This window comes from Actinophytocola sp. (genome assembly GCF_035712165.1).
Taxonomy (GTDB): Bacteria; Actinomycetota; Actinomycetes; order Mycobacteriales; family Pseudonocardiaceae; genus DASYTH01.
Map to the genome: position 1 here is coordinate 1 of NZ_DASTBH010000433.1, position 23,708 is coordinate 23,708.

General features: G+C 71.6%; 24 protein-coding genes. 16 read left to right on the forward strand and 8 right to left on the reverse strand.

Features of this window, described 5'->3' with window-relative positions:
* The coding region (locus VFO68_RS24095) for a hypothetical protein (RefSeq protein ID WP_325160643.1) at window positions 1-539 on the reverse strand (539 nt) is incomplete at its 3' end.
* A 163-nt stretch (window positions 540-702) separates the two neighbouring features.
* On the opposite strand from VFO68_RS24095, the gene VFO68_RS24100 reads away from it, so the two are divergent.
* Window positions 703-1,263 carry a DUF3592 domain-containing protein gene (locus VFO68_RS24100; protein ID WP_325160644.1) on the forward strand — a complete coding sequence of 187 codons (561 nt, stop codon included), beginning with the start codon at window positions 703-705 and terminating at the stop codon, window positions 1,261-1,263.
* Window positions 1,264-1,267: 4 nt separating this feature from the next.
* Here the strand turns inward: VFO68_RS24100 and mctP are convergent, their stop codons facing one another.
* The 3 genes from mctP to VFO68_RS24115 all read right to left on the reverse strand — a co-directional run bounded on the left by mctP (window position 1,268) and on the right by VFO68_RS24115 (window position 3,873).
* Window positions 1,268-2,902 (reverse strand): monocarboxylate uptake permease MctP, encoded by a 1,635-nt coding sequence (gene mctP, locus VFO68_RS24105; RefSeq protein ID WP_414635561.1) that lies wholly within the window; start codon window positions 2,900-2,902, stop codon window positions 1,268-1,270.
* Window positions 2,899-3,183: a DUF3311 domain-containing protein gene (locus tag VFO68_RS24110; protein WP_325160645.1), complete on the reverse strand. Its 285-nt coding sequence runs from the start codon at window positions 3,181-3,183 to the stop codon at window positions 2,899-2,901. The genes mctP and VFO68_RS24110 overlap by 4 nt, the downstream gene beginning before the upstream one ends.
* A gap of 102 nt (window positions 3,184-3,285) precedes the next feature.
* The gene (locus VFO68_RS24115) at window positions 3,286-3,873 is read right to left on the reverse strand and encodes a hypothetical protein (RefSeq protein WP_325160646.1); all 588 of its coding nucleotides are present in this window, start codon (window positions 3,871-3,873) and stop codon (window positions 3,286-3,288) included.
* 141 nt (window positions 3,874-4,014) lie between these two features.
* On the opposite strand from VFO68_RS24115, the gene VFO68_RS24120 reads away from it, so the two are divergent.
* Window positions 4,015-5,286, forward strand: coding sequence for a YibE/F family protein (locus tag VFO68_RS24120; RefSeq protein ID WP_325160647.1), 1,272 nt, complete (start codon window positions 4,015-4,017; stop codon window positions 5,284-5,286).
* A gap of 44 nt (window positions 5,287-5,330) precedes the next feature.
* Window positions 5,331-6,755, forward strand: coding sequence for a protein kinase domain-containing protein (locus VFO68_RS24125; RefSeq protein ID WP_325160648.1), 1,425 nt, complete (start codon window positions 5,331-5,333; stop codon window positions 6,753-6,755).
* A gap of 6 nt (window positions 6,756-6,761) precedes the next feature.
* Here the strand turns inward: VFO68_RS24125 and VFO68_RS24130 are convergent, their stop codons facing one another.
* Window positions 6,762-7,556, reverse strand: a complete 795-nt coding sequence (locus VFO68_RS24130) for a protein kinase domain-containing protein (RefSeq protein WP_325160649.1) — start codon at window positions 7,554-7,556, stop codon at window positions 6,762-6,764.
* Window positions 7,557-7,647: 91 nt separating this feature from the next.
* Between VFO68_RS24130 and VFO68_RS24135 the strand changes: the two genes are divergently transcribed.
* The 5 genes from VFO68_RS24135 (at window position 7,648) to VFO68_RS24155 (ending at window position 12,143) form a co-directional block, all read left to right on the forward strand.
* Entirely contained in the window at window positions 7,648-8,937 is a 1,290-nt protein-coding gene (locus VFO68_RS24135; protein WP_325160650.1) for a sensor histidine kinase, read from the forward strand.
* Window positions 8,930-9,610: a response regulator transcription factor gene (locus VFO68_RS24140; RefSeq protein WP_325160651.1), complete on the forward strand. Its 681-nt coding sequence runs from the start codon at window positions 8,930-8,932 to the stop codon at window positions 9,608-9,610. The genes VFO68_RS24135 and VFO68_RS24140 overlap by 8 nt, the downstream gene beginning before the upstream one ends.
* The gene (locus VFO68_RS24145; RefSeq protein WP_325160652.1) at window positions 9,600-9,893 is read left to right on the forward strand and encodes a hypothetical protein; all 294 of its coding nucleotides are present in this window, start codon (window positions 9,600-9,602) and stop codon (window positions 9,891-9,893) included. The genes VFO68_RS24140 and VFO68_RS24145 overlap by 11 nt, the downstream gene beginning before the upstream one ends.
* Before the next feature lie 71 nt (window positions 9,894-9,964).
* Window positions 9,965-10,357 carry a DoxX family protein gene (locus tag VFO68_RS24150; RefSeq protein WP_325160653.1) on the forward strand — a complete coding sequence of 131 codons (393 nt, stop codon included), beginning with the start codon at window positions 9,965-9,967 and terminating at the stop codon, window positions 10,355-10,357.
* A gap of 88 nt (window positions 10,358-10,445) precedes the next feature.
* Window positions 10,446-12,143 carry a substrate-binding domain-containing protein gene (locus VFO68_RS24155; RefSeq protein WP_325160654.1) on the forward strand — a complete coding sequence of 566 codons (1,698 nt, stop codon included), beginning with the start codon at window positions 10,446-10,448 and terminating at the stop codon, window positions 12,141-12,143.
* 28 nt (window positions 12,144-12,171) lie between these two features.
* Here VFO68_RS24155 and VFO68_RS24160 read toward each other — a convergent pair whose 3' ends face one another.
* Window positions 12,172-12,471: a YciI family protein gene (locus tag VFO68_RS24160; protein ID WP_325160655.1), complete on the reverse strand. Its 300-nt coding sequence runs from the start codon at window positions 12,469-12,471 to the stop codon at window positions 12,172-12,174.
* Between the two features lie 55 nt (window positions 12,472-12,526).
* Here VFO68_RS24160 and VFO68_RS24165 point away from each other — a divergent pair, with 55 nt between their 5' ends.
* The 3 genes from VFO68_RS24165 to VFO68_RS24175 all read left to right on the forward strand — a co-directional run bounded on the left by VFO68_RS24165 (window position 12,527) and on the right by VFO68_RS24175 (window position 16,734).
* Entirely contained in the window at window positions 12,527-13,879 is a 1,353-nt protein-coding gene (locus tag VFO68_RS24165) for a hypothetical protein (RefSeq protein WP_325160656.1), read from the forward strand.
* A 138-nt stretch (window positions 13,880-14,017) separates the two neighbouring features.
* Entirely contained in the window at window positions 14,018-16,261 is a 2,244-nt protein-coding gene (locus VFO68_RS24170; protein ID WP_325160657.1) for a DUF6351 family protein, read from the forward strand.
* Window positions 16,262-16,320: 59 nt separating this feature from the next.
* Entirely contained in the window at window positions 16,321-16,734 is a 414-nt protein-coding gene (locus tag VFO68_RS24175) for a VOC family protein (RefSeq protein ID WP_325160658.1), read from the forward strand.
* A gap of 45 nt (window positions 16,735-16,779) precedes the next feature.
* Here the strand turns inward: VFO68_RS24175 and VFO68_RS24180 are convergent, their stop codons facing one another.
* Entirely contained in the window at window positions 16,780-17,124 is a 345-nt protein-coding gene (locus VFO68_RS24180) for a plasmid stabilization protein (protein ID WP_325160659.1), read from the reverse strand.
* A 137-nt stretch (window positions 17,125-17,261) separates the two neighbouring features.
* Window positions 17,262-18,887, reverse strand: coding sequence for an RICIN domain-containing protein (locus VFO68_RS24185; RefSeq protein ID WP_325160660.1), 1,626 nt, complete (start codon window positions 18,885-18,887; stop codon window positions 17,262-17,264).
* A gap of 158 nt (window positions 18,888-19,045) precedes the next feature.
* On the opposite strand from VFO68_RS24185, the gene VFO68_RS24190 reads away from it, so the two are divergent.
* The 5 genes from VFO68_RS24190 (at window position 19,046) to VFO68_RS24210 (ending at window position 23,708) form a co-directional block, all read left to right on the forward strand.
* Window positions 19,046-20,014 carry an NAD(P)-dependent alcohol dehydrogenase gene (locus VFO68_RS24190; RefSeq protein ID WP_325160661.1) on the forward strand — a complete coding sequence of 323 codons (969 nt, stop codon included), beginning with the start codon at window positions 19,046-19,048 and terminating at the stop codon, window positions 20,012-20,014.
* Window positions 20,015-20,072: 58 nt separating this feature from the next.
* Window positions 20,073-20,693: a DUF47 domain-containing protein gene (locus VFO68_RS24195; protein ID WP_325160662.1), complete on the forward strand. Its 621-nt coding sequence runs from the start codon at window positions 20,073-20,075 to the stop codon at window positions 20,691-20,693.
* Window positions 20,690-21,679, forward strand: coding sequence for an inorganic phosphate transporter (locus tag VFO68_RS24200; protein WP_414635562.1), 990 nt, complete (start codon window positions 20,690-20,692; stop codon window positions 21,677-21,679). The genes VFO68_RS24195 and VFO68_RS24200 overlap by 4 nt, the downstream gene beginning before the upstream one ends.
* A 35-nt stretch (window positions 21,680-21,714) precedes the next feature.
* Window positions 21,715-23,253 carry a molybdopterin-dependent oxidoreductase gene (locus VFO68_RS24205; protein WP_325160664.1) on the forward strand — a complete coding sequence of 513 codons (1,539 nt, stop codon included), beginning with the start codon at window positions 21,715-21,717 and terminating at the stop codon, window positions 23,251-23,253.
* Window positions 23,254-23,345: 92 nt separating this feature from the next.
* Entirely contained in the window at window positions 23,346-23,708 is a 363-nt protein-coding gene (locus tag VFO68_RS24210; RefSeq protein WP_325160665.1) for a group 1 truncated hemoglobin, read from the forward strand.

The window sequence follows — 23,708 nt, forward strand, 5'->3', positions numbered from 1 at the left end:
CGGGCCGGCACCCGGATCTCGAAGCTGACCCGTGGCTGGTTGTGCTCGACGGCGTCCCGAACGGCGGTCGCGACGTCGAAGGTGATGAAGCCGGGGCAGCGTTCGGCGGTGGTGATCTCGTCGAGCTTGCGCAGCGCACGCGGGGCGCTGACCCAACTCGGGGTCCGGCTGACCGGTCGGGTCTGCCAGATCTCGATGGCGCGCTTGGTGCAGTCGCCCGCCGTGCTCTCCTGGATCGCGACGGTGCCGCCGATGATCCGCTTTCCGGTCAACGACGCCACATCGAAGGTCGCGTAGACCCGGGACACGTGCGGCCGGCGGGTCGTGGCGTCGCGCCAGGCGCCGAGCGGCAGGTCCCGGTCCGCCACGTCGTAGGCGGTGAACGGATGGGCCAGGTCGGTGTAGCCGAGCTGCACCGTTGGCGGGGCTTGGAGATGCGGCGCGGCGACGGCGCTGCCGGGGTTCAGCACGGCGAGACCGGCGGCCAGCAGCGCGGTGGCCGACGCCACCGCGACGCGCTTGAAGAACATGGCGGTCACGAGAATCCCCCCAGTCGAGCCACGAAAAGCGCCTCACGGTAGCACCCGGGAAGCGCTCCGCCGCAAGGTTTTGCGCTGCCCGGGTGGGTCAGGTGGCGGAACTTTCGTGCGGATCTTCGGGCGGCCCGGGTCGCTGGGGCGGCGCGGCGGTTAGGTTCCCGGCATGCCGCGGTTCGCGCAGAAGATCGTGCTGGTGGTGCTGGCCGTCCAGGTGGCCTGGTCACTGCCGGTGGCGATCTGGATGGGATACCTGTGGCGCACCACCGACGAGGTGGACCGCAGCTACGCGTGCCGGGGCGGGGCGACCTGCTACAGCGGCCCCACCACCTACTTCATCCTGATGCTGGTGTTCGGCGCGGTGGCGCTGGTGATGCTGATCGTGCTGGTGGTGCTGGCGACGCGGTGGCGCCGCCGGTCCCGGCGGCGCACGCTGTTGCAGGCGACCGGCCTGCAGGTGCCGGGCGTGCTGGTGCGGATCATCACCACCAACACCAGGATCAACGGGCGCCGGGTGTACGAGGCGACCTTCGAGTCCCGGACCGAGGGCGTACCGGTCCGGGTGGTCGACCGGACCACCACGATGCTGCGGCTCGGCACCCAGGTGACGATCGTCTACGACCCGGCCGACCCGAGCCGGGCCGCGTTGGCGCAGGACATCGAAACCCTGGCCACGCCAAGCGTTTTCCTCGACCCGAACTACGTCGAGTGGCCCCGGCGGTCCTGAGTCCTCAGTGCACCCCCACCTCGCGGAGGTTCGGGCTGCCCTCGTCGGCGTGGTAGTCGGCGGCGGTGGTGGCGTCGCTACCCGACGGGGCCCGCATCCGGCGGGCGACGAGGGTGACCAGGACCGCCACCACCAGGTTCGCGGCGAGGGCGAGCACCCCGACGTAGATCTGCACGGTCGAGCCGGCGAACGGGTGCCAGCCGAACAGGTTGATCTTGCCGAGTTGCAGCGCCGAGGTGCCGAAGTGCTGCCGGGAGCCGTCCGCGCTGGGGATGATGTAGAGCAGGTACATGCCCCAGGCCATGCCGGCCGCCCAGCCGGCGATCAGCCCCCAGCGGTGCAACCACCTGGTGTACAACGCGATCGCCACCGCCGGCAGGGTCTGCAGGATGATCACCCCGCCGATCAGTTGCAGGTCGATGGCGAACTGCGGGTCGATGAACAGGATGAACGCCAGCGCGCCGAACTTCACCACCAGTGACGCGAGCTTGGCCTGCTTGGCCTCGTGGGCGGGGGTGGCGTCGCGGTGCAGGTACTCCTTGTAGACGTTGCGGGTCCACAGGTTCGCCGCCGCGATGGACATGATCGCGGCCGGCACCAGCGCGCCGATCCCGATGGCGGCGAAGGCGATTCCGGCGAACCAGGACGGGAACTGGGTGTCGAACAACGCCGGCACGATCGTGCTGGTGTCGGCCTTGCCGGTGGCCTGGTTGCGCACCGGCGTGGTGCCCGCCGCGATCGCCATGAAACCCAGCAGTGCCAACAGGCCGAGCATCAGCGAGTACGCCGGCAGCGCGGACATGTTGCGCTTGATCACGTTGCGGCCCCGGGAGGCGAGCACCCCGGTGACCGAGTGCGGGTAGAGGAACAGCGCCAGCGCGGAGCCGAGCGCCAGCGTGGCGTACTGCAGCTGGTTGTTGCTGTTCAACAGGATTCCGTCGCCGGGGGCCGGTGTGCCGCGGAACTTCTCGTCCGCCGCGCTGAAGATCGTGTCCCAGCCGCCGAGCTTGATCGGCAGGTAGATCACCGCGACCAGGATCACGACATAGATCAGGACGTCCTTGACGAACGCGATCAGCGCCGGCGCCCGCAACCCGGACTGGTAGGTGTAGACGGCCAGGATCACGAACGCGATCAGCAGCGGCAGGTGGCCGAGGAACCCGGACTCGTTGAACCCCATCGTGCGCAGCACCGCCTCCAGGCCGACGAGTTGCAGCGCGATGTAGGGCATGGTGGCCACGATTCCGGTGATCGCCACCAGCAGGGCGAGCAGCGTCGAGCCGTGCCGGCCGCGCACGAAGTCGGCCGGCGTGACGTACCCGTGCACCCGGGAGACCGACCACAGCCGCAGCAGCGGCAGGAACACGAGGGGATAGACGATCACCGTGTAGGGCAGGGCGAAGAACCCGGTCGCGCCCGCGCTGAACATCAGCGCCGGGACCGCGACGAAGGTGTAGGCGGTGTAGAGGTCGCCGCCGATCAGGAACCAGGACACCCAGGAGCCGAACCGGCGCCCGCCGAGGCCCCACTCGTCCAGATGGTCCAGGGTGTCTCCGCGCTGCCAGCGCGCCGCGACGAAGCCCATGACGGTCACCAGCGCGAACAACGCGGTGAAGATGGTCAGCTCGATCCAGTTCACCGGGCCGCCCCCTCGTCGAGGTCGTCCACGTCGAGCCGGTCCGGGGTGTCCGGGCCGGCCGGCGCACGCCTGGTCTTGAGGTAGACCACCGTGGTGGCCGCGACTCCGACCGCGATGCCGGCGAACTGGAACCAGTAGAAGAACGGCATGCCGAACAGTTCCGGCCCCTGCTGGTTGAACAGCGGGGTCAGCAACCACAGCAGCGGGACGAGCAGCAGCAGGTTCCAGGCGTTCCACCGCAGCCCCGCCCGGCCGCCGTCAGGTACCTGAGTAGAGGCCATGGAGCAACGGTAAGACGCCCTCCCGCACGTCGCTTGACGTCCACAGTGGGCATGCCGCGACGCCCGGACCGGGTCACGGTCCGGGCGTCGCGGGTCGGTGGGTCAGATCAGCCAGGGGTTGCGGCGGACGATGTCCAACTTCGCCCAGCGCCGGCCGAGGCCCCAGTACTTGCCGGCGTAGAGCGCGGCGAGGGTGAGCAGGACCAGGGCGTAGATGATGTGGTAGTCGATCAGGGGGTTGGTGGACCGGGTCAGCTCACCGGCCGCGGTGTGCTGCGCGAGCGGCCATTCGGCGGCCCACATGAGCAGCATCATCAGCGAGCCGCTGACCGCGGCGATGCGCAGTCCGACGCCGGCCAGCAGCGCGACCGAGATGCCGGCCAGACCCAGCATGAACAGCCAGTTCGCCCAGGCCGCGCCGGCCCAGCTGGTGAACATGCTCTGGAACGGGCCGACGTCGACGCCGCCCAGGAAGCCCTTGGTCGGCGAGCCGCCGTTGATCCAGGCGCCCTTGTCCGGCGTGGCGTAACCCAGGCCGAACAGCTTGTCCAGGAACGCCCAGCCGAACAGCGCACCCATGGCGATCCGGGTGACTGCGATCAGGTTGCCCGCCGTGGGGCTGATGGCGCCGGTCTCCGGGCTGTCCAACCGCGGAACCTGGGTGCTGGTGGGGTTTTCCTTGACGCTCATCGGGTTCTCCTCTCGTCTGGTACAAGTGTCGATCCGGCGCGCCGGCCCACTCTGGAGTCGAAGGTCCCGGGCCGCAGAGGCCTTGGTCGTCAGTTGCCGGCCGTCCGGTGTGGACTGCCGGGCCGTACCTACGATGGCCGGATGCTCGACGACGACACCGCCCCGATTCCGCGCACCGAAGGCGGGCGTCGGCCTTCCGCGCTGGCCCAGGCGCCGCGGCCGGACCACCGCCACGACCACCGGCCGCCGCCCCCGGCGTCGCGGCGGGTCCGCACCCTGGTCGGGGTGCTGCTGGCGCCGTTCGCCCTGGCCGCGGTCATCGGCATGGTGCTGCTGTTCGAGCCCACGTCGGGGCGGGCGGCCGGGGCCGCGACGCCGGTGCACGGCGAGGTCACCGCGGTGGTGGCCGGGTCGTGCACCACCGACGTGACGGTGGGCGCGCCGACCGGGGACAACTGCGTGACGGTCACCGTGCGGATGACCGACGGCCCGGCCGGCGGCCGGAGCGTGTCGATCGTGGTGCCGGTCGAGCCGAGCACCCCGCGGTTCGCGGCCGGTGACCAGGTGGTGCTCGCCTATGCCGGCGGCGACCCGCTGCAGGGGCAGTCCTACCAGGTGGTCGACTTCCAGCGGGGCGTGCCGCTGATCCTGCTGGCCGGGCTGTTCGCCGTGGCGGTGCTGGTGTTCGGTCGCTGGCAGGGGCTGAAGTCCCTGGTGGGCCTGGGGTTGAGCTTCGCGGTGCTGGTGCTGTTCGTGCTGCCGGCGATCATCGCCGGGCACAACCCGCTGCTCGTCGCCACCTGCGGCGCCGGGGTGATCATGTTCGCGGTGCTGTACCTCACCCACGGCCTGTCCGCCCGGACGTCCACCGCCGTGCTGGGCACCCTGGTGAGCCTGGCCCTGATCGGGGTGCTGGGCGCGTTGTTCTCGGTGGTCACCAGGCTCACCGGACTGGACGAGGACACCGGCACGCTGGTCGGGGCGCTGGGCCACGGCATCGACACCCGGGGTCTGCTGCTCGCCGGCCTGGTGATCGGCGCGCTGGGCGTGCTCGACGACGTCACCGTCACGCAGGCCAGCGCCATCTGGGAACTGCGCGCCGCGCGGCCGGCGGCGACCCGGCGGCAGCTTTACGCCGCCGGGGTGCGGATCGGCCGGGATCACGTCAGTTCCGCGGTGAACACGCTGGTGATGGCCTACGCCGGGGCGGCGCTGCCGGTGCTGCTGTACTCGTCGATCGCCGGCGTGGGCCTGGGCGGCATCCTGTCCTCGGAGTCGGTCGCGCAGGAGATCCTGCGGGCGCTGGTCGGCAGCATCGGCCTGGTTGCCGCGGTTCCGCTCACCACCGGGCTGGCCGCGCTCGTTGCCAGTCAGGAAGGCTCGCCGGCGGTAGCCGACCGGTCACGCTCCTAGAATCGAACCGCGGGCGTCGACGCGGACGCGGCAACGGAGGCAGCGTGACCGGACAGGGCGAGTTGATCGCGGGTCGGTACCGGCTGGAGGCCCGGATCGGCCGCGGGGCGATGGGCGTGGTGTGGCGGGCCACCGACGAACGGCTCGACCGGGTGGTCGCGGTCAAGCAGTTGCTGGCGAACCTGGAGGAACTGGACCCGGACGCGCGGTCCGGGGTGCCGGGCGACCGGGAGGGCCGGGTGGCCGCCCGGCTGCGCCACCCGCACGCGGTGCTGGTGCACGACTCCGTCCAGCACGAGGGCCGGCACTATCTGGTGCTGGAGTATTTCCCGTCGCGCAGCCTGGCGGCGCTGGTGACCTCGGGCGGTCCGCTCGCGGCGCCGGAGGTGGCCCGGGTCGGCGCGCAGGTCGCCGCGGCCCTGGCCGCCGCGCATGCCGCCGGGATCGTGCACCGGGATGTCAAGCCCGCCAACGTTCTGGTCGGTCCGGACGGCACCGCCAAGATCGCCGACTTCGGCATCGCCCGCGCGCTCGGCGACGGCACGATGAGCAGCGGCGCGATTCTCGTTGGCACGCCGGCATATCTGGCGCCCGAGGTGGCCAGCGGCGAGCACGCCGGCTTCTCCTCCGACGTCTTCGCCCTCGGCTCGACGTTGTATGCCGCCGTCGAGGGCGCGCCCCCGTTCGGTCTGGACGAGAACCCGATCGCCATGCTCCGCCGGGTCGCCGCCGGTGCGGTCCCGCCACCCCGCTGCGGCGGTCCGCTCGCCGAGGTCCTGCTCTGGATGCTGCAGCGCAACCCCGGCGAGCGCCCGATCATGACCGAGGTCCACGCGGCTCTGGTGGCGCTGGGGGACGGCCGTCCCACCGGCGCGCCGCGCTCGGCGCCGCCCGCCCCGCCCCGCCCGCGCGGCCCCCGGCTGCGCCGCCTCGCCGGCATCGCCGCCGTCGCCGCCGTCCTGATGGCGGCCGGGATGCTGATCGGCACCCTGATCCCGGCCCGGGTGGTGACCGTGGTGGCCGACCCGCCCGGCGCCCCCGCGCCCACGACCACCCGTCCGGTCCCCACCCCGGAACCCCTCGGCCCGGACCTGACCACCACCTCCGCGACCGTCACCAAGGCCCCCGCTCCCGCGCGCGATGACGCCGTCGCCGCCGGCTGCCTGGCCCGCTACACCGTCACCAACTCCTGGCCGGGCGGCTACCAGGCGGAGATCACCGTGGCCAGCACGGCAGCGCCGATCACGGGCTGGACCGTGCACTTCGCGCTGCCCGCCGGCCACGCGATCACCAACCTCTGGAACGGCACCCCCAGCCAGAACGGCACCACGGTGACGGTCACCAACCTCGACTACAACGGTCGCCTGGCCGCCCACGCGACCACCACGTTCGGCCTCATCGCCACCGCCCCACCCGGCCCCAGCACGCTCACCACCACGATCCCGCTGACCACCTGCCGAACCCCCTGAACCGGGTCAGCTGGCCCGGCCGGCGGCGGGGTCGGCCCAGGTGGGCCAGGGGCGCAGGTCGTCGGGGACCAGGGCGGCCAGGGCGGTGAGGGTTTGGGCGGTGCTGGGGCGGCGGTCCGGATCGGGGTCGAGCAGGGCGGTGATCAGGGCGGTCAGCGGGGTGGCGGTCACCGGGGGCGTGCGGGCGGCGCGGAGGGTGGCGCCCAGGGCGTGCAGGTCGGCGGCGACGGGGTCGCGGCTGGGGTGGGGGGTGCCGATGCGGCGGGTGGTGCCGAAGTCGATCAGGACGGGGCGCATGTCGCGGAGCACCACGTTGCCGGGGCGGACGTCCAGGTGCGCCAGGCCGCGCTGGTGCAGGGCGTGCAGGCCGGTGAGGAGCTGAGCGCCGAGCAGGGCCACCTCGGCTTCCTCGAGCGGTCCGCCGGCGGCGATCTCCTCGGCGAGCGTAGGTCCGTCGATGTACTCGGTGGCGATGTAGGGGGTGGCCGCGTCGGTCGCGTCGGTGTACAGGCGGGGGAGCGCGGGGTGCGGGTTGCCGGCCAGCGCGGCCGCCTCCCGGGCCAGCGCGCGGCGGGCCCGCGGGTGGTCGACCTGGTGCGGGCGCGGCAGTTTGAGCACCGCCGGGCACCACAGCGGCACCGACCACGCCAGCCAGGTCTCGGTGCCGGGTCCCAGACCCAGCCGCCGCCAGGCGAGGAACTCGCCGCGCAGCACGGTGCCCTGCAGACAGGACCACATCGGGGCGCCGTCGCGCTCGTCCAACCGCACGGTCAGCATGTCCGGGTCCTTTCGCACAGTCACCCCAGTCCACCGTTGACGCCACGCGGTACGGCCCACCATTGCACCTTGGTACTAGCACCTCGGTCCTTGCGCCGGGAAATACGCTCCGGAGATGGCCTCCACCGCCGGGCCGGTCGCCCGGTTCACCGCTGTCGGTGCGGTGGTGCTGCTCGCGCTCGCCGCGCTGATCGCCATGGCCGCCCGGGAGGCCGGCACCGAGCAGGCCGCCGAGGCCGCCAGCCAGGTGACCTGGGTGACCGCGCGCGGGGTGGTCGAGCCGCGGCTGGACGCCGGGGTGATCAGCGGTGATCCGGCCGCGCTGGCCGCCTTCCACCAGGCCATGCGTGCCTACGTGCTGCAGGGCTCGCTGGTGCGGGTGAAGCTGTGGGACGCGGGCGGCCGGGTGATCTACTCCGACGAGCCGCGGCTGATGCGCGCGCGGTACGGGCTCGAGGCCGGGGAGCTGGAAGCGTTGCGCCAGCAGCGCACCGCCTCCGCGGTGAGCGATCTGTCCCGCCCGGAGAACCAGTACGAGTCCGCCTACGGCAAGCTGCTCGAGGTCTACGTCGGGGTGCGCGCGGCGACCGGTGAGCCGTTGCTGTTCGAGGCGTACTTCCGCTACGACGCGGTGACCGAGGCCGGGCTCGCGGTGTGGCGCAAGTTCGCGCCGATCGCGCTGGGCGCGCTGTTCGTGTTGCAGCTGGTGCAGATTCCGCTGGCGGCGTCGCTGGCCCGGCGGGTGCAACGCCAGCAGCGGGAGCGGGAGTCGTTGCTGCGGCACGCGGTGGACGCCTCGGACGCGGAGCGCCGGCGGATCGCCGGGGAGCTGCACGACGGCGTGGTGCAGCAGCTCACCGGGATCACCTACGCGCTGGACGCGGCCCGGCTCGGCCGGCCGGACGAGGCGCGGCGGGCCGAGGTGATCTCCCAGGCGGCCACGGATCTGCGGTCCAGCATCGGTTCGCTGCGCTCCCTGCTGGTCGACATCTATCCGCCCAACCTCGTCGAGGAGGGGCTGGCCTCCGCGCTCGCCGAGTTGGCCAGTGGGTTGGAGCGCACCGGGATCCGGGTGGATCTCGACACGGCGGGAGCGCACGCGCTGCCCCCGGTCACCGCCGGCCTGCTGTACCGCACGGCGCAGGAGGCGGTGCGCAACGTCGCCGAGCACAGCCTGGCCCGGCGCGTGGAGATCACGGTGGCCGAGCTCGACGGCCGGGCCCGGCTGACCGTGGACGACGACGGCCGCGGCTTCGACAGCACGCATGTCGGGGGGCGCACCGAGGGCGGGCACTTCGGCCTGCGCGCGCTCAGCGACCTGATCCACGAGGCGAATGGCAGGCTGGTGGTGCGCTCGGCGCCGGGCGCGGGAACCCGGGTGGAGGCGGAGGTGCCGATTGGCTGAGCCGCGCGAACGAGTGATCCGGGTGCTGATCGTGGACGACCACGCCATCGTGCGCACCGGGTTGGCGCAGTTGCTGCGCACCACGGCTGATCTGGAGTTGGTGGGGGAGGCCGCGGATGGTCAGGACGCGGTGGAGCGGGCGGCGCAACTGCGCCCGGACGTGGTGCTGATGGACCTGTCCATGCCGCGGCTGGACGGGATCCGGGCCACCACGAGGATTCTCGCGGACAACCCGGACACCCACGTGCTGGTGCTCACCTCGTTCAGCGACCAGACCCGGATCCTGGACGCGCTGCACGCCGGCGCCGAGGGCTACCTGCTCAAGCATGCCGAGCCGGAGACCATCCTGTCCGGCATCCGCGCGGTGGTGGCCGGCGGTTCGCCGCTGGATCCCAAGGCGGCCAGGGTGTTGCTCACGCACCGGCGCACCCCCCGGCCCGGCGCGCGGCTCACCGAACGGGAGCGCGAGGTGCTGCGCATGGTCGGCGACGGCCTGCCCAACAAGGTGATCGCGCACCGGCTCGGGATCAGCGAGCGGACCGTGAAGGCGCACCTGACCAGCGTGTACCAGCAGATCGGCGTCACCGACCGGACCCAGGCGGCGCTGTGGGCGCACCGGCAGGCCGGGGTACTAGAACCAACGGACGATGGTGCGCATCCCGATGGGCCCTGACCATCAGAACGTGGACTACGACCGGCCCGTCGTCCTGGACACCGGTTCCTCCGGCGCACCGCGGGGCTGGCGGCCCCGCACGGTGTTCGCGGTGGCCGTGGCCGGGATTCTCGCCGCCGGTGGGCTGGCCGCCGGAAGCTGGAGCATCTGGTCGTCGGTGAGCCGCACCGAACCGACCGAGAACCAGGCCCCGCTGTGGTTCTCGCCGCCCGCCCCGGTGCCTCCGGCCGAGCCCGCCGTGACCACCGGCAGCACGGTCACCTCGCCGACCGGTCCACAGTAGACGGTGGGCGCACCCGACCCGGACCCCTCTGGCCCTCGGCCGAACCCCTTCGGATGTGCCAAGATTTCCGTATGGCCGATCAGGTGAATGCCACCCGGGTCCTCGGCGACGTCGTGCTCTGGCTGCTGCAGATCGTGCTCGCCGTGTACTTCGTCTACAGCGGTTTCTCGCTGTTCGGCGACGACTTCGTGAAGAAGTTCGACGAGATCGGCTTCGGTCAGTGGCTGCGGTATCTGACCGGCGTGCTGGAGGTGGCCGGCGCGATCGGCCTGCTGATCCGGCCGCTGTGCGGGCTGGCCGCACTGGGCCTGGCCCTGGTGATGGTCGGGGCCACCGGCACGGAGCTTTTCCTGCTGGAGAACGGGGACGCCACGCTGCCGGCGATCCTGCTGGTGCTCACCGCCCTCGTCGCCTTCTTCCGCCGCGACACGATCGCGGCGCTGCTCGCGCGGCTGCGGTCCTAGAATCAACAGATCACAAAATGGTCTCGAAGCGGTAAGGTTCGGCGCAGCGGTCTTTCGCCTGACGTGTGTGGGGTGAAGGGAGGCGCCGATGGGGCGGCACACGGCGAGCGATCGGCGCCGGACCCGCTCGCCCGTGCTGCTGTTGAGTCTGCTCCTGGTCGGCGCGGTCGCCGCGTGGTTCGGCGTCGGCTTCGTGGTCGACCGGCTGCGCGCCTCGGGCTGTGACTCGGTCACCGAGTTGAACGTCGTTGCGGCCGAGGACATCATGCCGTCGGTCGCGCAGGTGGGTCGCAAGGTGGCGCAGGACACCGCGGCCTGCTACACGGTCAATGTGACGTCCCGCAAGTCGGCGACGGCGGTGGAGTCGCTCGCGGTCTCGGACGGCACCGACCGGCCGGACGTGTGGATTCCCGAGTCCACCCTGTGGCTGCAGCGGGCCCAGGAACTCGGTGCGTGGAACACCCCGGTCACCGGGACCTCGATCGCGAACTCGCCGGTGGTGCTTGCGGTGGCCGATGCCGCCGCGGCCGAACTGGGCTGGCCGGACTCGAGCCTGTCCTGGGCGCAGCTGATCGGCCCGGACGCCGTCGCGCTCACCGCCGGTTTCGCCGACCCCGCCCGGGATCCGGTCGGCGTGTCGGTGCTGTTCGGGTTGCGGGAACTGGTCCGGGGCGCCGCCGACCCGGCCGCGGCCGGCGCCGAGGTGATGCGCAGGCTGTCCAGGAACACGGTGGCCGAGCAGTCCGATCTGTTCGGCCGGCTGCCCGGCGGCGCCTGGACGGCCGAGCCGCTGACCGTGTTCCCCACCTCCGAGAACGCGGTGCTCCGGCACAACGCCCAGCAGGAGGGCCAGCCGCTGGTCGCGGTCTACGCCAACCCGGCGGTGCCGTCGCTGGACTATCCGTTCGTGGTGCTGCCGCAGACCCCGCCGGACGTGCGGGACACGGCCAAGCGGTTCCTCACCCGGCTGATGACCCAGGAGAGCTCGGAACTGTTGGCCGACGCGGGTTTTCGCACCCCGGACGGTAAGGCGCTGCGGGACCGGTCGCAGAACAAGCGCACCACGGCGGCGCCGCTGACCCCGCTGCCGGCGCCGGAGGCGGGGCAGGTGGCGCAGGCGCTCAACTCCTGGGCGTCGGTGAACCTCAGCGGCCGGCTGCAGGTGCTGCTGGACGTGTCCGGCTCGATGAACGAGGAGGTGCCGGGCACCGGGGCGACCCGGATGCGGTTCACCACCGAGGCCGCGGCCGAAGGGCTGAAGCTGCTCAAGAGCACCACCAAGCTCGGCATGTGGCTGTTCTCCACCAAGCTGGACGGGGACAAGGACTACACGGTGCTGCTGCCGGTCCGCCCGGTCAGCGAGCAGCTTTCCGGCGGTGCGGTGGACCGGCTGCGCGGCGTCAAGGCGGTGCCGAACGGTTCCACCGCCCTGTACGACACGATCCTGGCCGCCTACCAGGATGGCCGGAAGTCCTGGGAACCCGGCCGGATCAACGCGGTGGTCGTGTTGACCGACGGCAAGGACGACAACGCCAGCGACATCACCCGGGATCAGCTGCTCGCCGAGCTGGCCAAGCTGCAGGACCCGCAACGCCCGTTGCCGCTGATCGGCATCGGCATCGGCCCGGACGTCGACCAGGGCGAGCTGAAGACCATCGCCGAGGCCACCGCCGGCCAGGCCTTCCTCGCCGCCGACCCCAGCCAGATCGGCAAGGTCTTCTACGCCGCCCTGTCCCGCATGGTCTGCCAACCTCCCGCCTGCCAACCCGGCGCCGGCGCCGGCTGAGGACTGTCTACTGAGGACGACCGGCCGGCTACCGGCTGTCCAGCCACAGTGTCCAGGGCCGGACCTCCTTGATGCGCAGTACACCGGTCGCCGCCCACGGGTCGGTGGCGAAGGTCGACCGGAGCGTGACCTCGTCTGCGCACTCGACCATGAGCAACGCGACCTCGTCGGCGCGGTCGCCGCCGATCGGCCCGCCCAGGACGATGACCCCCTCGCCGGTCAGCCGGTCGGCCCAGTCGGCATGCGCGTCCCAGTCGCGTTGCTCCCGGATTCCCTTCGCCGGGTCCCACTTCGGTCCCCTGGCCGTGATGACGGCGAACACTGCCATGCCGGCACGGTAGCCGTCCGGGGTGACAGCGGCCGCGTGTGTAGCCTGCGGTGCCATGACAGTCGCGGGCGGCGGGCCGGACCCCGAGCCGCCGCGACCTGGCTGGCGGCGAGCCGTGGAAACCGTGTTGCCGCCGGCGCCGCCGCTGCCGGACCGCAGGCCGGCCTACGTGGGGGCGTTCCTCGTCGCGGTGTTCCTCGGTCTGTTTCTGCCGGCCGCACGGACCCACCTCAACCACGTGTGGGCCGAGGACGGCGCGCGGTTCACCGTGGACGCGCTGGGCGCCTCCCTGTGGTCCAACCTGGCCACGCCGTACGGCGGCTACCTGCACACGGTGCCCCGGCTGCTGATCGAGCCGCTGTCGCTGTTACCCCTGACCGCCCTGCCGGCCGCGATCGCGGTGGTGACGGCGATTCTGCGGGCCGGGATCGCCCTGCTCGTCTTCGTCGCGTCGGGCGCGTACCTCCGTTGGCTGCCGGTGCGGATCGCCCACGCGGCGCTGGTCGTGCTGTTGCCGGCCGGCAACTCCGAGACGCTCGGCAACCTCGCGAACCTGCACTGGTTCCTGCTCTACGGCGCGTTCTGGGCACTGCTGTGGCGGCCGGCCGCGCGCGGCGCCAACATCCTGGCCGCGGTCGTGGTGACGCTGGCTGTGCTGTCCGATCCGCTGGTGCTGCTGCTGGTTCCGCTGGTGTTGCTGCGCCTGCTGTTGCCGTCCTGGCCGGACCGGTTCAGCGCGATCGGGTTCGGGGCGGGTGCGGTGCTCCAGATCGTGGCGATGCTCGGCGCCCCTCGGGCCCCGTCCTCCGACGTGCCCGTCGACCCGGTGCGACTGCTGCTGGCCGGCATCCTGCGCGACCCGGTGGTCACCTTCGCCGGCCCCGAGGTGACCCAGCACCTCTATCCCCGGTTCGGCAACGCGGTGCTGCTCGTCGCGATCCTGCTGGCCCTGGTGCCGATCGCGGCGGCCGTCCTCGCCGGCGACCGCCCGCACCGGTTCCTGGCCCTGGTCGCCGCCGGCTACAGCGCACTGATCATGGTGCTGGTCATGGTCGTCAACTGGACCCCGGAGCTTCAGGAGCGGCCCGCCATCGTGTTGTTCTCCCAGCGCTACAGCGTGGCGCCCGCCCTGTTGCTCTGCTCCGCCATCGCCGCCGGACTGGACAAGCTCCCCGAACGCCGCTGGGCCGCGATCACCGTGCGGATCACCCGCATCACCATCGCCGGCGTCCTGCTGCTGAGCGCCGGCGCCCAACTGCACTACGGCACCCGCCTGACCGGCACCCCGTGGCACACCACCGTCGCCCAGGCCCGCCAACAATGCGCCACCGCCGCCCCCGCCGCTCTCCTCGTCCACGAACCCGCCGGCTGGTTCTTCATCATCCCCTGCGACCGGATGCCGAAGTAGCCGCACCGTCCATTGTGTACAAGCGCTCTGCCGCGCTGCGACATCCTGGGTAAGGGCGGACGCCGTCCGTTGACCGTGATCGCCCGGGGGCCTAGCGTGACCGTGCCTGGCGGTGACCGAGGTGCGGAGGGTGTGGCGATGGGGCAACGGAGCCTTGTGGTCGGGTTCGTGCTGGTGGGACTGCTCGGGTCGGGGGTGAGTGCGGCAGCCGATGAAGCGCACCACGGCGGAGGCCTGCGGCTGGAGGTCACGTCCGGGCCGGCGCGGTACGTGAGCGGGGGCGCGGCGCGGGTTCGGGTGAACGTGCCGCCGCAAGTGGACCCCGCAGCTGTGCGGGTTTCGGTGAACGGGGCCGATGTCACCTCGGCGTTCGGGCCGGACGACCAACGGTCGCACGCGCTGGAGGGGGTGGTGCGGGACCTGCCGGTGGGGGAGAGCACGGTGGAGGCCCGGGTGCCCCGCCGGCCCAAGGCGGAGCTCAGGCTGGTGAACCATCCGATCACCGGGCCGATGTTCTCGGGGCCGCAACAGCCCGACTTCTTCTGTTCGACTCCGGCGCACCTGGCCGGGTTCGATCTGGCGGGGCCGTTCCTGGACAACAACTGTTCGCTGGCCACGCAGGTGGGGTACTACTACCGGGCCACGGCCGGCAGTTGGCTGCCGTTCGACCGGAACGCGCCGCGGCCGGGGGACATGACGACCACCACGACCAGCGACGGGAAAACGGTCGACTTCGTGATCCGGTGGGAGCGCGGGACGATCAACCGGTTCATCTACACGATCGCGGTCCTGGATCCGGAGGGAACCGGGCCGGCGGACCTCAGAAACTGGAACCGCAAGCTGATCTACTACTTCGGCGGCGGCGTCGCGATCGGCCACTACCAGGGCTCCAACAACCAGAGCGAGTCCCGCTACGTGCACGGGCTCGGCCAGGGGTATGCGATCGCCTGGTCGACCGGGACGAAGACGAACACCCACTACAACCTGGTGCTGGGCGGCGAGACCGCGCTGATGGTCAAGTCGCGGTTCGTCACCGAGTACGCCGACCCGGAGTACACCGTCGGGCTCGGCGGGTCCGGCGGCGGGATCCAGCAGTACGTCTACGGGCAGAACCACCACGGTCTGCTGGACGGCGCGGTGCCGCAGTACTCCTACCCGGACATGGTCACCCAGACCATCCACGTCGGCGACTGCGAGCTGCTCGAACGCTGGATGGATCTCAAGGTGCGCGACGACCCGAACTCCACGTGGCGCACCTGGTCCAACCGGTCCCTGCTGGAGGGCCTCGCCTCGAGTGACACCGTGGCCAACCCGTACCAGCCGCTGACCCCCTGGCTCGCGACGCCCGGCTCGACCGAATGCGTCAAGGGCTGGCGCGGCCTGTCCCCGCTGGTGCTCAACCCGAAGTTCGGCACCGCGCCGGGCATCACCCCGGAGCAGCAGGCCCGGGTGGAGTGGACGCACTGGAACGACGCGGTGAACGTCTACGGCCGCGACCCCGCGACCGGGTTCGCCCGGTCCACCTGGGACAACGTCGGCGTCCAGTACGGCCTGAAGGCACTGCTCGACCGAAACATCACGCCGGCCGAGTTCCTCGATCTCAACGCGAGCGTCGGCGGCTGGAAACCGCCGCAGGACAACGTGCAGGAGGGTTGCCCGTTCGTCACCGCCGCCTGCCCGGCCGACGTCGACGTGTGGAGCCAGCGCAACATGACGGTGCCCGGAGCGAACGGCGTGGCGCCGCGCACCACCGGCAACATCGAGGCGATGCGGGCGGCGTACCGGTCCGGGCTGGTCTTCGACGGCCGGATCGACATCCCGATCATCGACTGGCGGCACTACCTGGACGCCGAGCTGGACATGCACAACGCGCGCCAGTCGTTCGCCTCCCGCCAGCGGATGCTGGACGGCCAGCGCAGCGCCGCGAACCAGGTCATCTGGTTCACCGACGCGCGCCCGGCCCGGGCGTTCGACCAGACCCCGATGGCGCTTACGGTGATGGACCGGTGGCTGACCAACCTGCGCGCCCACCCCGAGCGCGGGGTGGTGGGCAACAAGCCCGCCGAGGCCGTGGACAGTTGCTTCGCCACCGACGGGACGCTGATCCACCGGGGCGCGGATGCCTGGCGGGGGATCATCGACCGGGCCGCGCCCGGCCCGTGCACCCAGCGGTTCCCGATCGGCGGCACGTCCCGCACCGTCGCCGGCGGCCCGTTCGACGAGCAGCTCTACAAGTGCGCGCTGCAACCGGTCGAGCTGGCGTTCCTCCGCGGTGTGTACGGATCGTGGCGGCCCACCCGGGCGGAGTTCGACCGGCTGCGGCAGATCTTCCCGAGCGGCGTGTGCGACTACACCCGGCCGGACGCCGGCCGGCCGCGATAGCGGGTGTCGTACCGGTCTGCCAGGATGCCCGCGTTGCAGACGACCGGAAGGAGAGCACGGTGGCATCGCGGCTCAACCCGTACATCAGCTTCACCGACAACGCCCGGCAGGCGATGGAGTTCTACAAGGAGGTCTTCGGCGGCACGCTGACCCTGAACACGATGGGTGAGTTCAGCGCATCGCCCGAGGACGCCGAGAAGATCATGCACGCCATGCTGGAGACGCCCGGCGGCTACACCATCATGGGCGCGGACACGCCGACCGGCATGGAACACAACCCCGGCACCAACATCGCGGTGAGCCTGAGCGGCGACGACGCGGCCGAGCTGCGCCGCTACTGGGAGAAACTCGCCGACGGCGGCACCGTGTCGGTTCCGCTGGAGAAGCAGATGTGGGGTGACGAGTTCGGCATGTGCACCGACAAGTTCGGCGTCGGTTGGATGGTCAACATCGCCGCGGCGCAGCAGGGCTGACGAGCGTGGGTGTGGCACGCCGCCGGGCGTGCCACGCCATCCGGCTCAGGACTCGATTTCCGAGCTGTGGCCGAGCGCCTTGGCGAGCTGCTTCTTGTTCATCGTGGAGCGGCCCTTGATGTTGCGCTGCCGGGCTTCGTTGTAGAGCTGGTCGCGGGTCAGGCCCTTGGGCCGCTTGGTTCCGGAGCGCAGCCCGCCCCGGCGCCCCGGCGAGATGTCCTGTGTGGAGCTACGGCTGGACTCCCTGGCCTCGCCCGCCTGGGCCCGCTCCTTGTTGACCGTGCGCGCGGCGATCTCCTTGGCCCGCTTGGTGGACGTGCCGCGATCCTCGGCCGATTCCTTGATGTGCTCGTACTGCCGTTCCCGTTTGGCACTCCAGGCTTTCGGCATCTCGACCTCCCTGGTTCGACCGGGACTGGTTACCCCGGCCGGCCGGGCGCCACACGTGCTCGCTCACGTCGTATCCTCGCAGGCTCGGAGCCGCCGTGACCGGACGCCCTGTGACATGGATTCGCTCGCAAGCTCGCTCACAGCCGCCACTTCTGGTTGCCGCCGCCCCAGTAGTCCCACTGGATGAGCTGCGCGCCGTTGTCGGCCGACCCCCCGAAGACGTCCAGGCACAGGCCGCTGTGTCTGGCCACGAACCTCACATACCCGTCACCGACACCCTCGGGACGCCATTTCTGGTTGTCCCCGCCCCAGTACGGCCACTGGATGACCCGGGCCCCCTTCGCCGTCGAGATGCCTTCCACGTCCAGGCACATGCCGCTGTGCTCGACCATGATCCGGTAGTAGCCGTCGCCGACCGGGTCGAGCCGCATCCGTTGGTTGCCGCCACCCCAGTACTCCCACTGGATCACCGGTGTGCCGGGCGCGAGCGAGCTCCCGGCCACGTCCAGGACCTTGCCGCTGTGCAGTGCGGTGACCGGCGCCGGTCCGACCCGCCAGCGCTGGTTGTCGCCGCCCCACCAGTCCCACTGGATGACCTTGGCGCCGGAGTTGTGCGAGATGCCGGCCACGTCGAGCACCCGACCGCTGTTCTTGGCCACGATCCGGTAGTAGCCGTGGCCCACCGGGTCGAGCCGGAACCGCTGGTTGTCCCCGCCCCACCAGTCCCACTGGTGCACCTGCGCGCCGTTGGCGGTGGACTGTCCCTCGATGTCGAGGACCTTGCCGCTGTGCGTCGCGACCAGGCGATAGTGCGCGGACTCGACCCATTCCAGCCGGAACAGCTGGTTGCCGCCGCCCCAGTGGTCCCACTGGATCGCGTCGGCGCCGTTGTCGGCCGAGCCGCCCTCGATGTCCAGGCATTTCCCGCTGTGCCCGGCGAACAGCGGCACGGTCTGCGGGTAGAGCCAGCGGATGCCCTCCAGGTCGTCCTGGGTGAGCACCCGGTTGGTGACGTTGTCCGCCACCGTCGGGAACATGACCGCGCCGGCCACGGCGGAGTGTTGCAGGCCGAGGATGTGCCCGAGTTCGTGCAGCGCGATGGTCTCGACGTCGAAGCCGCCGCTGACCGCGCCGATCACCCAGGTGTGCTCCTGGTCGTCGTAGTGCACCGGGCGGGGCAGGCCGTTGCCGTAGAAGCCGCAGCCGGGCGGGTAGTCGGCGTGGGCCAGGACGCCGCCGGTCATGTCGGCGTCGCCGCAGGCCGCGTTCCCCCACCGGATCAGGATGTCCGGGCTCTCGTTCGGCGCGACCTCGCGGAACGCCAGCGGCGCCGCGGCCGACCAGGTGATGAACGCGTTGCGCACGGCCTGGCGTTCGTCCCCGCCGGTGCCGGCATCGAAGGCGAAGGTCAGCGCGGTGCGGGTCCACCCGCAGGTGGTCGAGAACGCCAGCGGTCCGGTCCCGGCCGGGTCCGGCAGCAGGCAGCGCGACATGGTCATCCGGTCCCGGGTGGCCGCGTCGAAGATCCCGGTGGTGGGTAGGCCGTTGAAGCTCTGGTACCGGGCGAGCGCGCTGGAGGTGTCCGCGTCCAGCGTGCCGGTCACCTTGGCCCGCGCGTCCTTGGCGCCGAGGTCCTTCGCGCCGGCCACCGCCGAGTCGTCGGTGAGGTAACCGAACCGGCGCAGGAACTCCTGGACGCGGACGAAGCCGTCGGGTGCCTCGTCGAGCCGGGTTTCGTCGATCTCGGCGATCGGTGTGGTCATCGGGGGTCCCTCCTCGTGTGCTGCCGCCACCACTCAGAGCGGACCGGGGGCACGCTGATACGGGGGTGACCGATGTAAATCAAACTTGACACGATGTCAGCCCAGCTTTACATTCGTCCGTGTCAACTTTGTTTTACACGGCGAGCGGGAGCGACATCATGAGGGCGATCGTGCAGGACACCTACGGCTCACCCGATGTGCTGGAACTGCGCGACATCCCGGTTCCCCAGCCCGGGCCGGGCGAGGTGCTGGTGCGGGTGCGCGCGGCCGGCGTCGACCCCGGGGTCTGGTTCCTGCTGACCGGCAAGCCCTACCTGGTGCGCCTGATGGGTTTCGGGGTACGCCGCCCCAAGTCGCCGGTGCGCGGCATGGACGTCGCGGGCCGGGTCGAGGCGGTCGGCCCGGGCGTGACCCGGTTCCAGCCGGGCGACGACGTGTACGGCACCTGCGACGGTTCCTACGCCGAGTACGCCTGCGCCGCGGCCGACCGGTTCGCCCGCAAACCGGCCAACCTCGACTTCGCCGCCGCGGCGGCCGTCCCGATCTCGGCCTGCACCGCGCTGCAGGCCCTGCGCGACCGGGGTGAGGTCCGGGACGGAACCCGGGTCCTGATCATCGGCGCGGCCGGCGGGGTGGGCACCTTCGCGGTGCAGGTGGCCAAGGCGTTCGGCGCGCACGTCACCGGGGTGTGCAGCACGGCGAAGACGGACCTGGTCGCCGGCCTCGGCGCGGACGAGGTGATCGACTACACCCGCGCGGACTTCGCCGGCAACCGCCGCTACGACGTGATCCTCGACATCGCCGGCAACCGGCCGCTGTCGGCGTTGCGCCGCGCGCTCACCGACCGGGGCACCCTGGTGCTGGTCGGCGGCGCGCAGACCGGTCGCTGGGTCGGCAACATGGCCCGCATGGCCCGGGTGATGCTGGTCGGCATGTTCCTGCGCCAGCGCGTGCGCAACCTGTTCGCCACCGAACCCGCCGCCGACCTCGAAACCCTCCGCGAGATGATCGAGGCCGGCACGGTCCGTCCGGTGATCAACCGGAGCTATCCGCTGGCCGAGGCCGCGCAGGCGATCGGATATGTCCACGGTGGACACTCGGCCGGCAAGGTCGTCGTCACCGTGTGAGCCGATAGTCTCGGCGCTACGGTCTTGTTCGTACCGGATTCGAACGGGAGGGAGCGCGATGGGCCTGCGGTTGCAGCCTCGGGACACCAAGTTCTTCACGTTGTTCAGCAACTCCAGCGCGCAGATCAGCGAGTGCGTGCAGGTGCTGCGCGAGTTCGTCACCGCGGCGCCGGAACGTCGGGGTGAGCTGGCCAAGCGGATGCACGAGGTCGAGCACGCCGGCGACGACGCCACCCACGCCATCCTGGAGCAGCTCAACCGCTCCTTCGTCACGCCGTTCGACCGGGAGGACATCTACCGGCTCGCGGCGCGGATGGACGACGTCATCGACTACATCGACGCGGCGGTCGACCTGGCCAACCTCTACCACGTCGGCGACCTGCCCGAGGGCGTGCACGCCCAGGTCGAGGTGCTGTGCCAGGCCGCGGAGCTGACCGCCGAGGCGATGCCGGAACTGGCCCGCCCCGGCGGGCTGGACCGCTACTGGGTCCGGGTGAACGAGCTGGAGAACGACGCCGACAAGATCTACCGCCGGTTGCTGTCCTGGCTGTTCAGCGGGGAGCTCGACCCGTTGAGCGTGATGAAGCTCAAGGAGATCGTCGATCAGCTGGAGTTCGCGGCGGACGCGTTCGAACACGTGGCCGACGCCGTCCACACGATCGCGGTCAAGGAGTCCTGACGGTGGACTGGGCCGCACTGGTCCTTCTCGTCGCTCTTGCCCTGGGGTTCGACTTCACCAACGGGTTCCACGACGCCGCCAACGCGATCGCCTCGGCGGTGTCCACCCGCGCCCTGTCGCTGCGCGGGGCGCTGCTGCTGGCGGCCGTGATGAACCTGTTCGGCGCGTTGGCCGGCACCGGCGTGGCGGTCACCGTCGCGTCCGGGGTGATCGCCACCCCGGACTCGCTCGGCGTGGTCATCGCGGCGCTGATCGGGGCCATCACCTGGAACCTGATCACCTGGTACTTCGGTCTGCCGTCGTCGTCCTCGCACGCGCTGATCGGCGGCCTGGTCGGGGCCGCGCTGGCCTCGGCCACGACGGTGTTCTGGAGCGGGGTGGCCAAGAAGGTGCTCATCCCGATGGTGCTCTCGCCGGTGATCGGGTTCCTGCTCGGCTACCTGGTGATGACCGCCATGCTGTGGATGTTCCGCCGCTCCGACGCCCACGGGGTGAGCCGCAACATCCGCCGCGCGCAGGTGCTGTCCGCGGCCAGCCTGGCCTTCGGACACGGCCTGCAGGACGCGCAGAAGAGCATGGGCGTGATCGTGCTCGGGCTGGTGATCGCCGGCCGGCAGGACGACTACACGGTGCCCACCTGGGTGATCCTGGCCTGCGCGCTGGCCCTGGCGGCCGGTACCTACGCGGGCGGGATGCGGATCATGCGCACGCTCGGCCGGCGGATCTTCCCGCTGACCCCGCCGTACGGGTTCGCCGCCGAGATCTCCGCGGCGTCGGTGCTGTACGTGACCGCGTTCGTCTACGCCGCCCCGGTTTCCACCACGCACGTGATCACGTCGGCGGTGATGGGCGTCGGCGCGACCCGGCGGCGCTCGGCGGTGCGCTGGTCGGTGGCCGGCAACATCGTGACCGCCTGGGTGCTCACCCCCCTCGGCGCCGCCACCGTCGGGGCGGCGTCGTACGGAATCGTCGCGCTGTTCTCCTGACCCATCTCGACGAGCCGCCGCCCCGAACACCGGGTGTGACACAGACAGCGCCGGTCCGGTTGCCCAGGTGGACCGCGGCGGCCCTCGGCATCCTGGCCGTCGCCGCCGCACTGGCGGCCGGCCACCTGGTCGCCGGGTTGCTCGAACCGAACGCCTCGCCGTTCCTGGCCGTCGGCAACACCGCGATCGACCTGACCCCGGCTCCGGTCAAGGACTTCGCGGTGGGCACCTTCGGCACCGCCGACAAGGTGGTGCTGATCTGCGGGATGGGCGCGGTCCTGCTGGGTCTCGCGGCGCTCGCCGGGCTGCTGTCCCGGTCTCGTCCGTGGCCCGGCCTGGGGCTCGCCGTGGGGCTCGGCACGCTGGGGGTCGCGGCCGTGCTGAACCGTCCCGATCTCGGCCTGACCGCCCTGCTGGCCCCGGCGGCCGCGCTCGCGGTGGGCGTGCTGGTGTTCTACGCCCTGCACACGCTGGCGCTGCGCAGCCGGGCCGCGTCCAGTTGGGCGGAGCTGGACCGCGGCCGGCGCCGGTTCCTGGCCTCCTCGGCGGGCGCCGCGCTCGGCGCCGGGCTGGCCGGGGCCGGGGGAGCACTGCTGGCCGGCAGGGTCGACGTGGAGGCCTCCCGCGCCGCGATCGGTCCGCTGGTCGCGGCCGAGCCGGCAGCGCCGATCCCGGCCGGGGCGGACTTCGCGGCGCTCGGCACGCCCCGGTTCCTGACGTCCAACCGCGACTTCTACCGGGTGGACACCGCGCTGTCGGTGCCGAGGCTGCGCGCCGAGGACTGGCGGCTGCGCATCCACGGCGCGGTGGACCGGGAACTGGCCCTGGGTTACGCCGACATCCGCCGGCTGCCGCTGGTGGAGCGCACCGTGACGATCACCTGTGTGTCCAACGAGGTGGGCGGGCCGTATGTGTCCACGGCGAACTTCATCGGAGTCCCGCTGCGGGATCTGCTGGACCGCGCCGGGGTCAAGCCGGGCGCCGAGCAGGTGTTCTCCACCAGTGTGGACGGCTGGACCTGCGGCACGCCGGTGGCCGACGTGCTGGACCGCGGCCTGCTCGCGATCGGGATGAACGGCGAGCCGCTGCCGGTGGAGCACGGGTTCCCGGCCCGGCTGGTGGTGCCCGGCCTGTACGGGTTCGTCTCGGCCACCAAGTGGGTGGTGGACCTGGAGCTCAACCGGTTCGCCGACCGGCAGGCCTACTGGCGGCGGCGCGGCTGGGCAGAGCGGGCGCCGATCAAGACCCAGTCCCGGATCGACGCCCCCGCCCCGTTCGCCGAGGTGCCGTCCGGCGTGGTCACCGTGGCCGGCATCGCCTACGCCCAGCACCGCGGCATCAGCCGGGTCGAGGTCCGCGCGGACGGCGGCCCGTGGCTCGACGCCACCCTGTCCACCGAGGTCAACTCGGACACCTGGCGCATGTGGCAGGCCCGCCTCAGCCTTCCCCCGGGCACCCACACCGTGGAGTGCCGCGCCACCGACACCACCGGCGCCACCCAACCCGAGGCCCGCGTCCCACCCATCCCCGACGGCGCGACCGGCTGGCCCTCCACCCAGTTCACCACCACCTGACCGTTGCGACATTTGGTGTCTTGTTGCCGGCGGTGGCACACGGTTATGTCGTATGTGCGGATCGCACATACCACAGGGCCGGAGGGCGAGGCATGGGCAGCATCTACGAGGAGATCGGCGGGCACGAGGCGTTGATCACCGTGGTTGACGACTTCTACGCGCGGGTGCTGGCCGACCCGGCGCTCGCGCCGTTCTTCACGGGGGTGAACATGTCCCGGCTCAAGGGAAAGCAGGTCGAGTTCTTCGCCGCGGTGCTCGGCGGTCCGGATGGGTACACCGGTCAGTCCATGAAGGATGTGCACCGGGGCCGGGGCATCGGGCAGACCGAGTTCGACCTGGTGGCCAAGCATCTGGGCGAGTCGCTGGCCCAGGCCGGGGTGCCGGCCGACACCACCGGCACGATCATCGCCACGGTCGCCCCGCTCTCGGCCGACATCGTTTCGCCGAACGCCTGA

Excerpts from the sequence above, each read along its gene's own strand:
- VFO68_RS24100 (WP_325160644.1), top strand. The coding sequence starts at position 703 with ATGCCGCGGTTCGCGCAGAAGATCGTGCTGGTGGTGCTGGCCGTCCAG.
- VFO68_RS24110 (WP_325160645.1), bottom strand. The coding sequence starts at position 3,183 with ATGGCCTCTACTCAGGTACCTGACGGCGGCCGGGCGGGGCTGCGGTGG.
- VFO68_RS24115 (WP_325160646.1), bottom strand. The coding sequence starts at position 3,873 with ATGAGCGTCAAGGAAAACCCCACCAGCACCCAGGTTCCGCGGTTGGAC.
- VFO68_RS24120 (WP_325160647.1), top strand. The coding sequence starts at position 4,015 with ATGCTCGACGACGACACCGCCCCGATTCCGCGCACCGAAGGCGGGCGT.
- VFO68_RS24135 (WP_325160650.1), top strand. The coding sequence starts at position 7,648 with ATGGCCTCCACCGCCGGGCCGGTCGCCCGGTTCACCGCTGTCGGTGCG.
- VFO68_RS24145 (WP_325160652.1), top strand. The coding sequence starts at position 9,600 with ATGGGCCCTGACCATCAGAACGTGGACTACGACCGGCCCGTCGTCCTG.
- VFO68_RS24150 (WP_325160653.1), top strand. The coding sequence starts at position 9,965 with ATGGCCGATCAGGTGAATGCCACCCGGGTCCTCGGCGACGTCGTGCTC.
- VFO68_RS24155 (WP_325160654.1), top strand. The coding sequence starts at position 10,446 with ATGGGGCGGCACACGGCGAGCGATCGGCGCCGGACCCGCTCGCCCGTG.
- VFO68_RS24160 (WP_325160655.1), bottom strand. The coding sequence starts at position 12,471 with ATGGCAGTGTTCGCCGTCATCACGGCCAGGGGACCGAAGTGGGACCCG.
- VFO68_RS24165 (WP_325160656.1), top strand. The coding sequence starts at position 12,527 with ATGACAGTCGCGGGCGGCGGGCCGGACCCCGAGCCGCCGCGACCTGGC.
- VFO68_RS24170 (WP_325160657.1), top strand. The coding sequence starts at position 14,018 with ATGGGGCAACGGAGCCTTGTGGTCGGGTTCGTGCTGGTGGGACTGCTC.
- VFO68_RS24180 (WP_325160659.1), bottom strand. The coding sequence starts at position 17,124 with ATGCCGAAAGCCTGGAGTGCCAAACGGGAACGGCAGTACGAGCACATC.
- VFO68_RS24185 (WP_325160660.1), bottom strand. The coding sequence starts at position 18,887 with ATGACCACACCGATCGCCGAGATCGACGAAACCCGGCTCGACGAGGCA.
- VFO68_RS24190 (WP_325160661.1), top strand. The coding sequence starts at position 19,046 with ATGAGGGCGATCGTGCAGGACACCTACGGCTCACCCGATGTGCTGGAA.
- VFO68_RS24195 (WP_325160662.1), top strand. The coding sequence starts at position 20,073 with ATGGGCCTGCGGTTGCAGCCTCGGGACACCAAGTTCTTCACGTTGTTC.
- VFO68_RS24210 (WP_325160665.1), top strand. The coding sequence starts at position 23,346 with ATGGGCAGCATCTACGAGGAGATCGGCGGGCACGAGGCGTTGATCACC.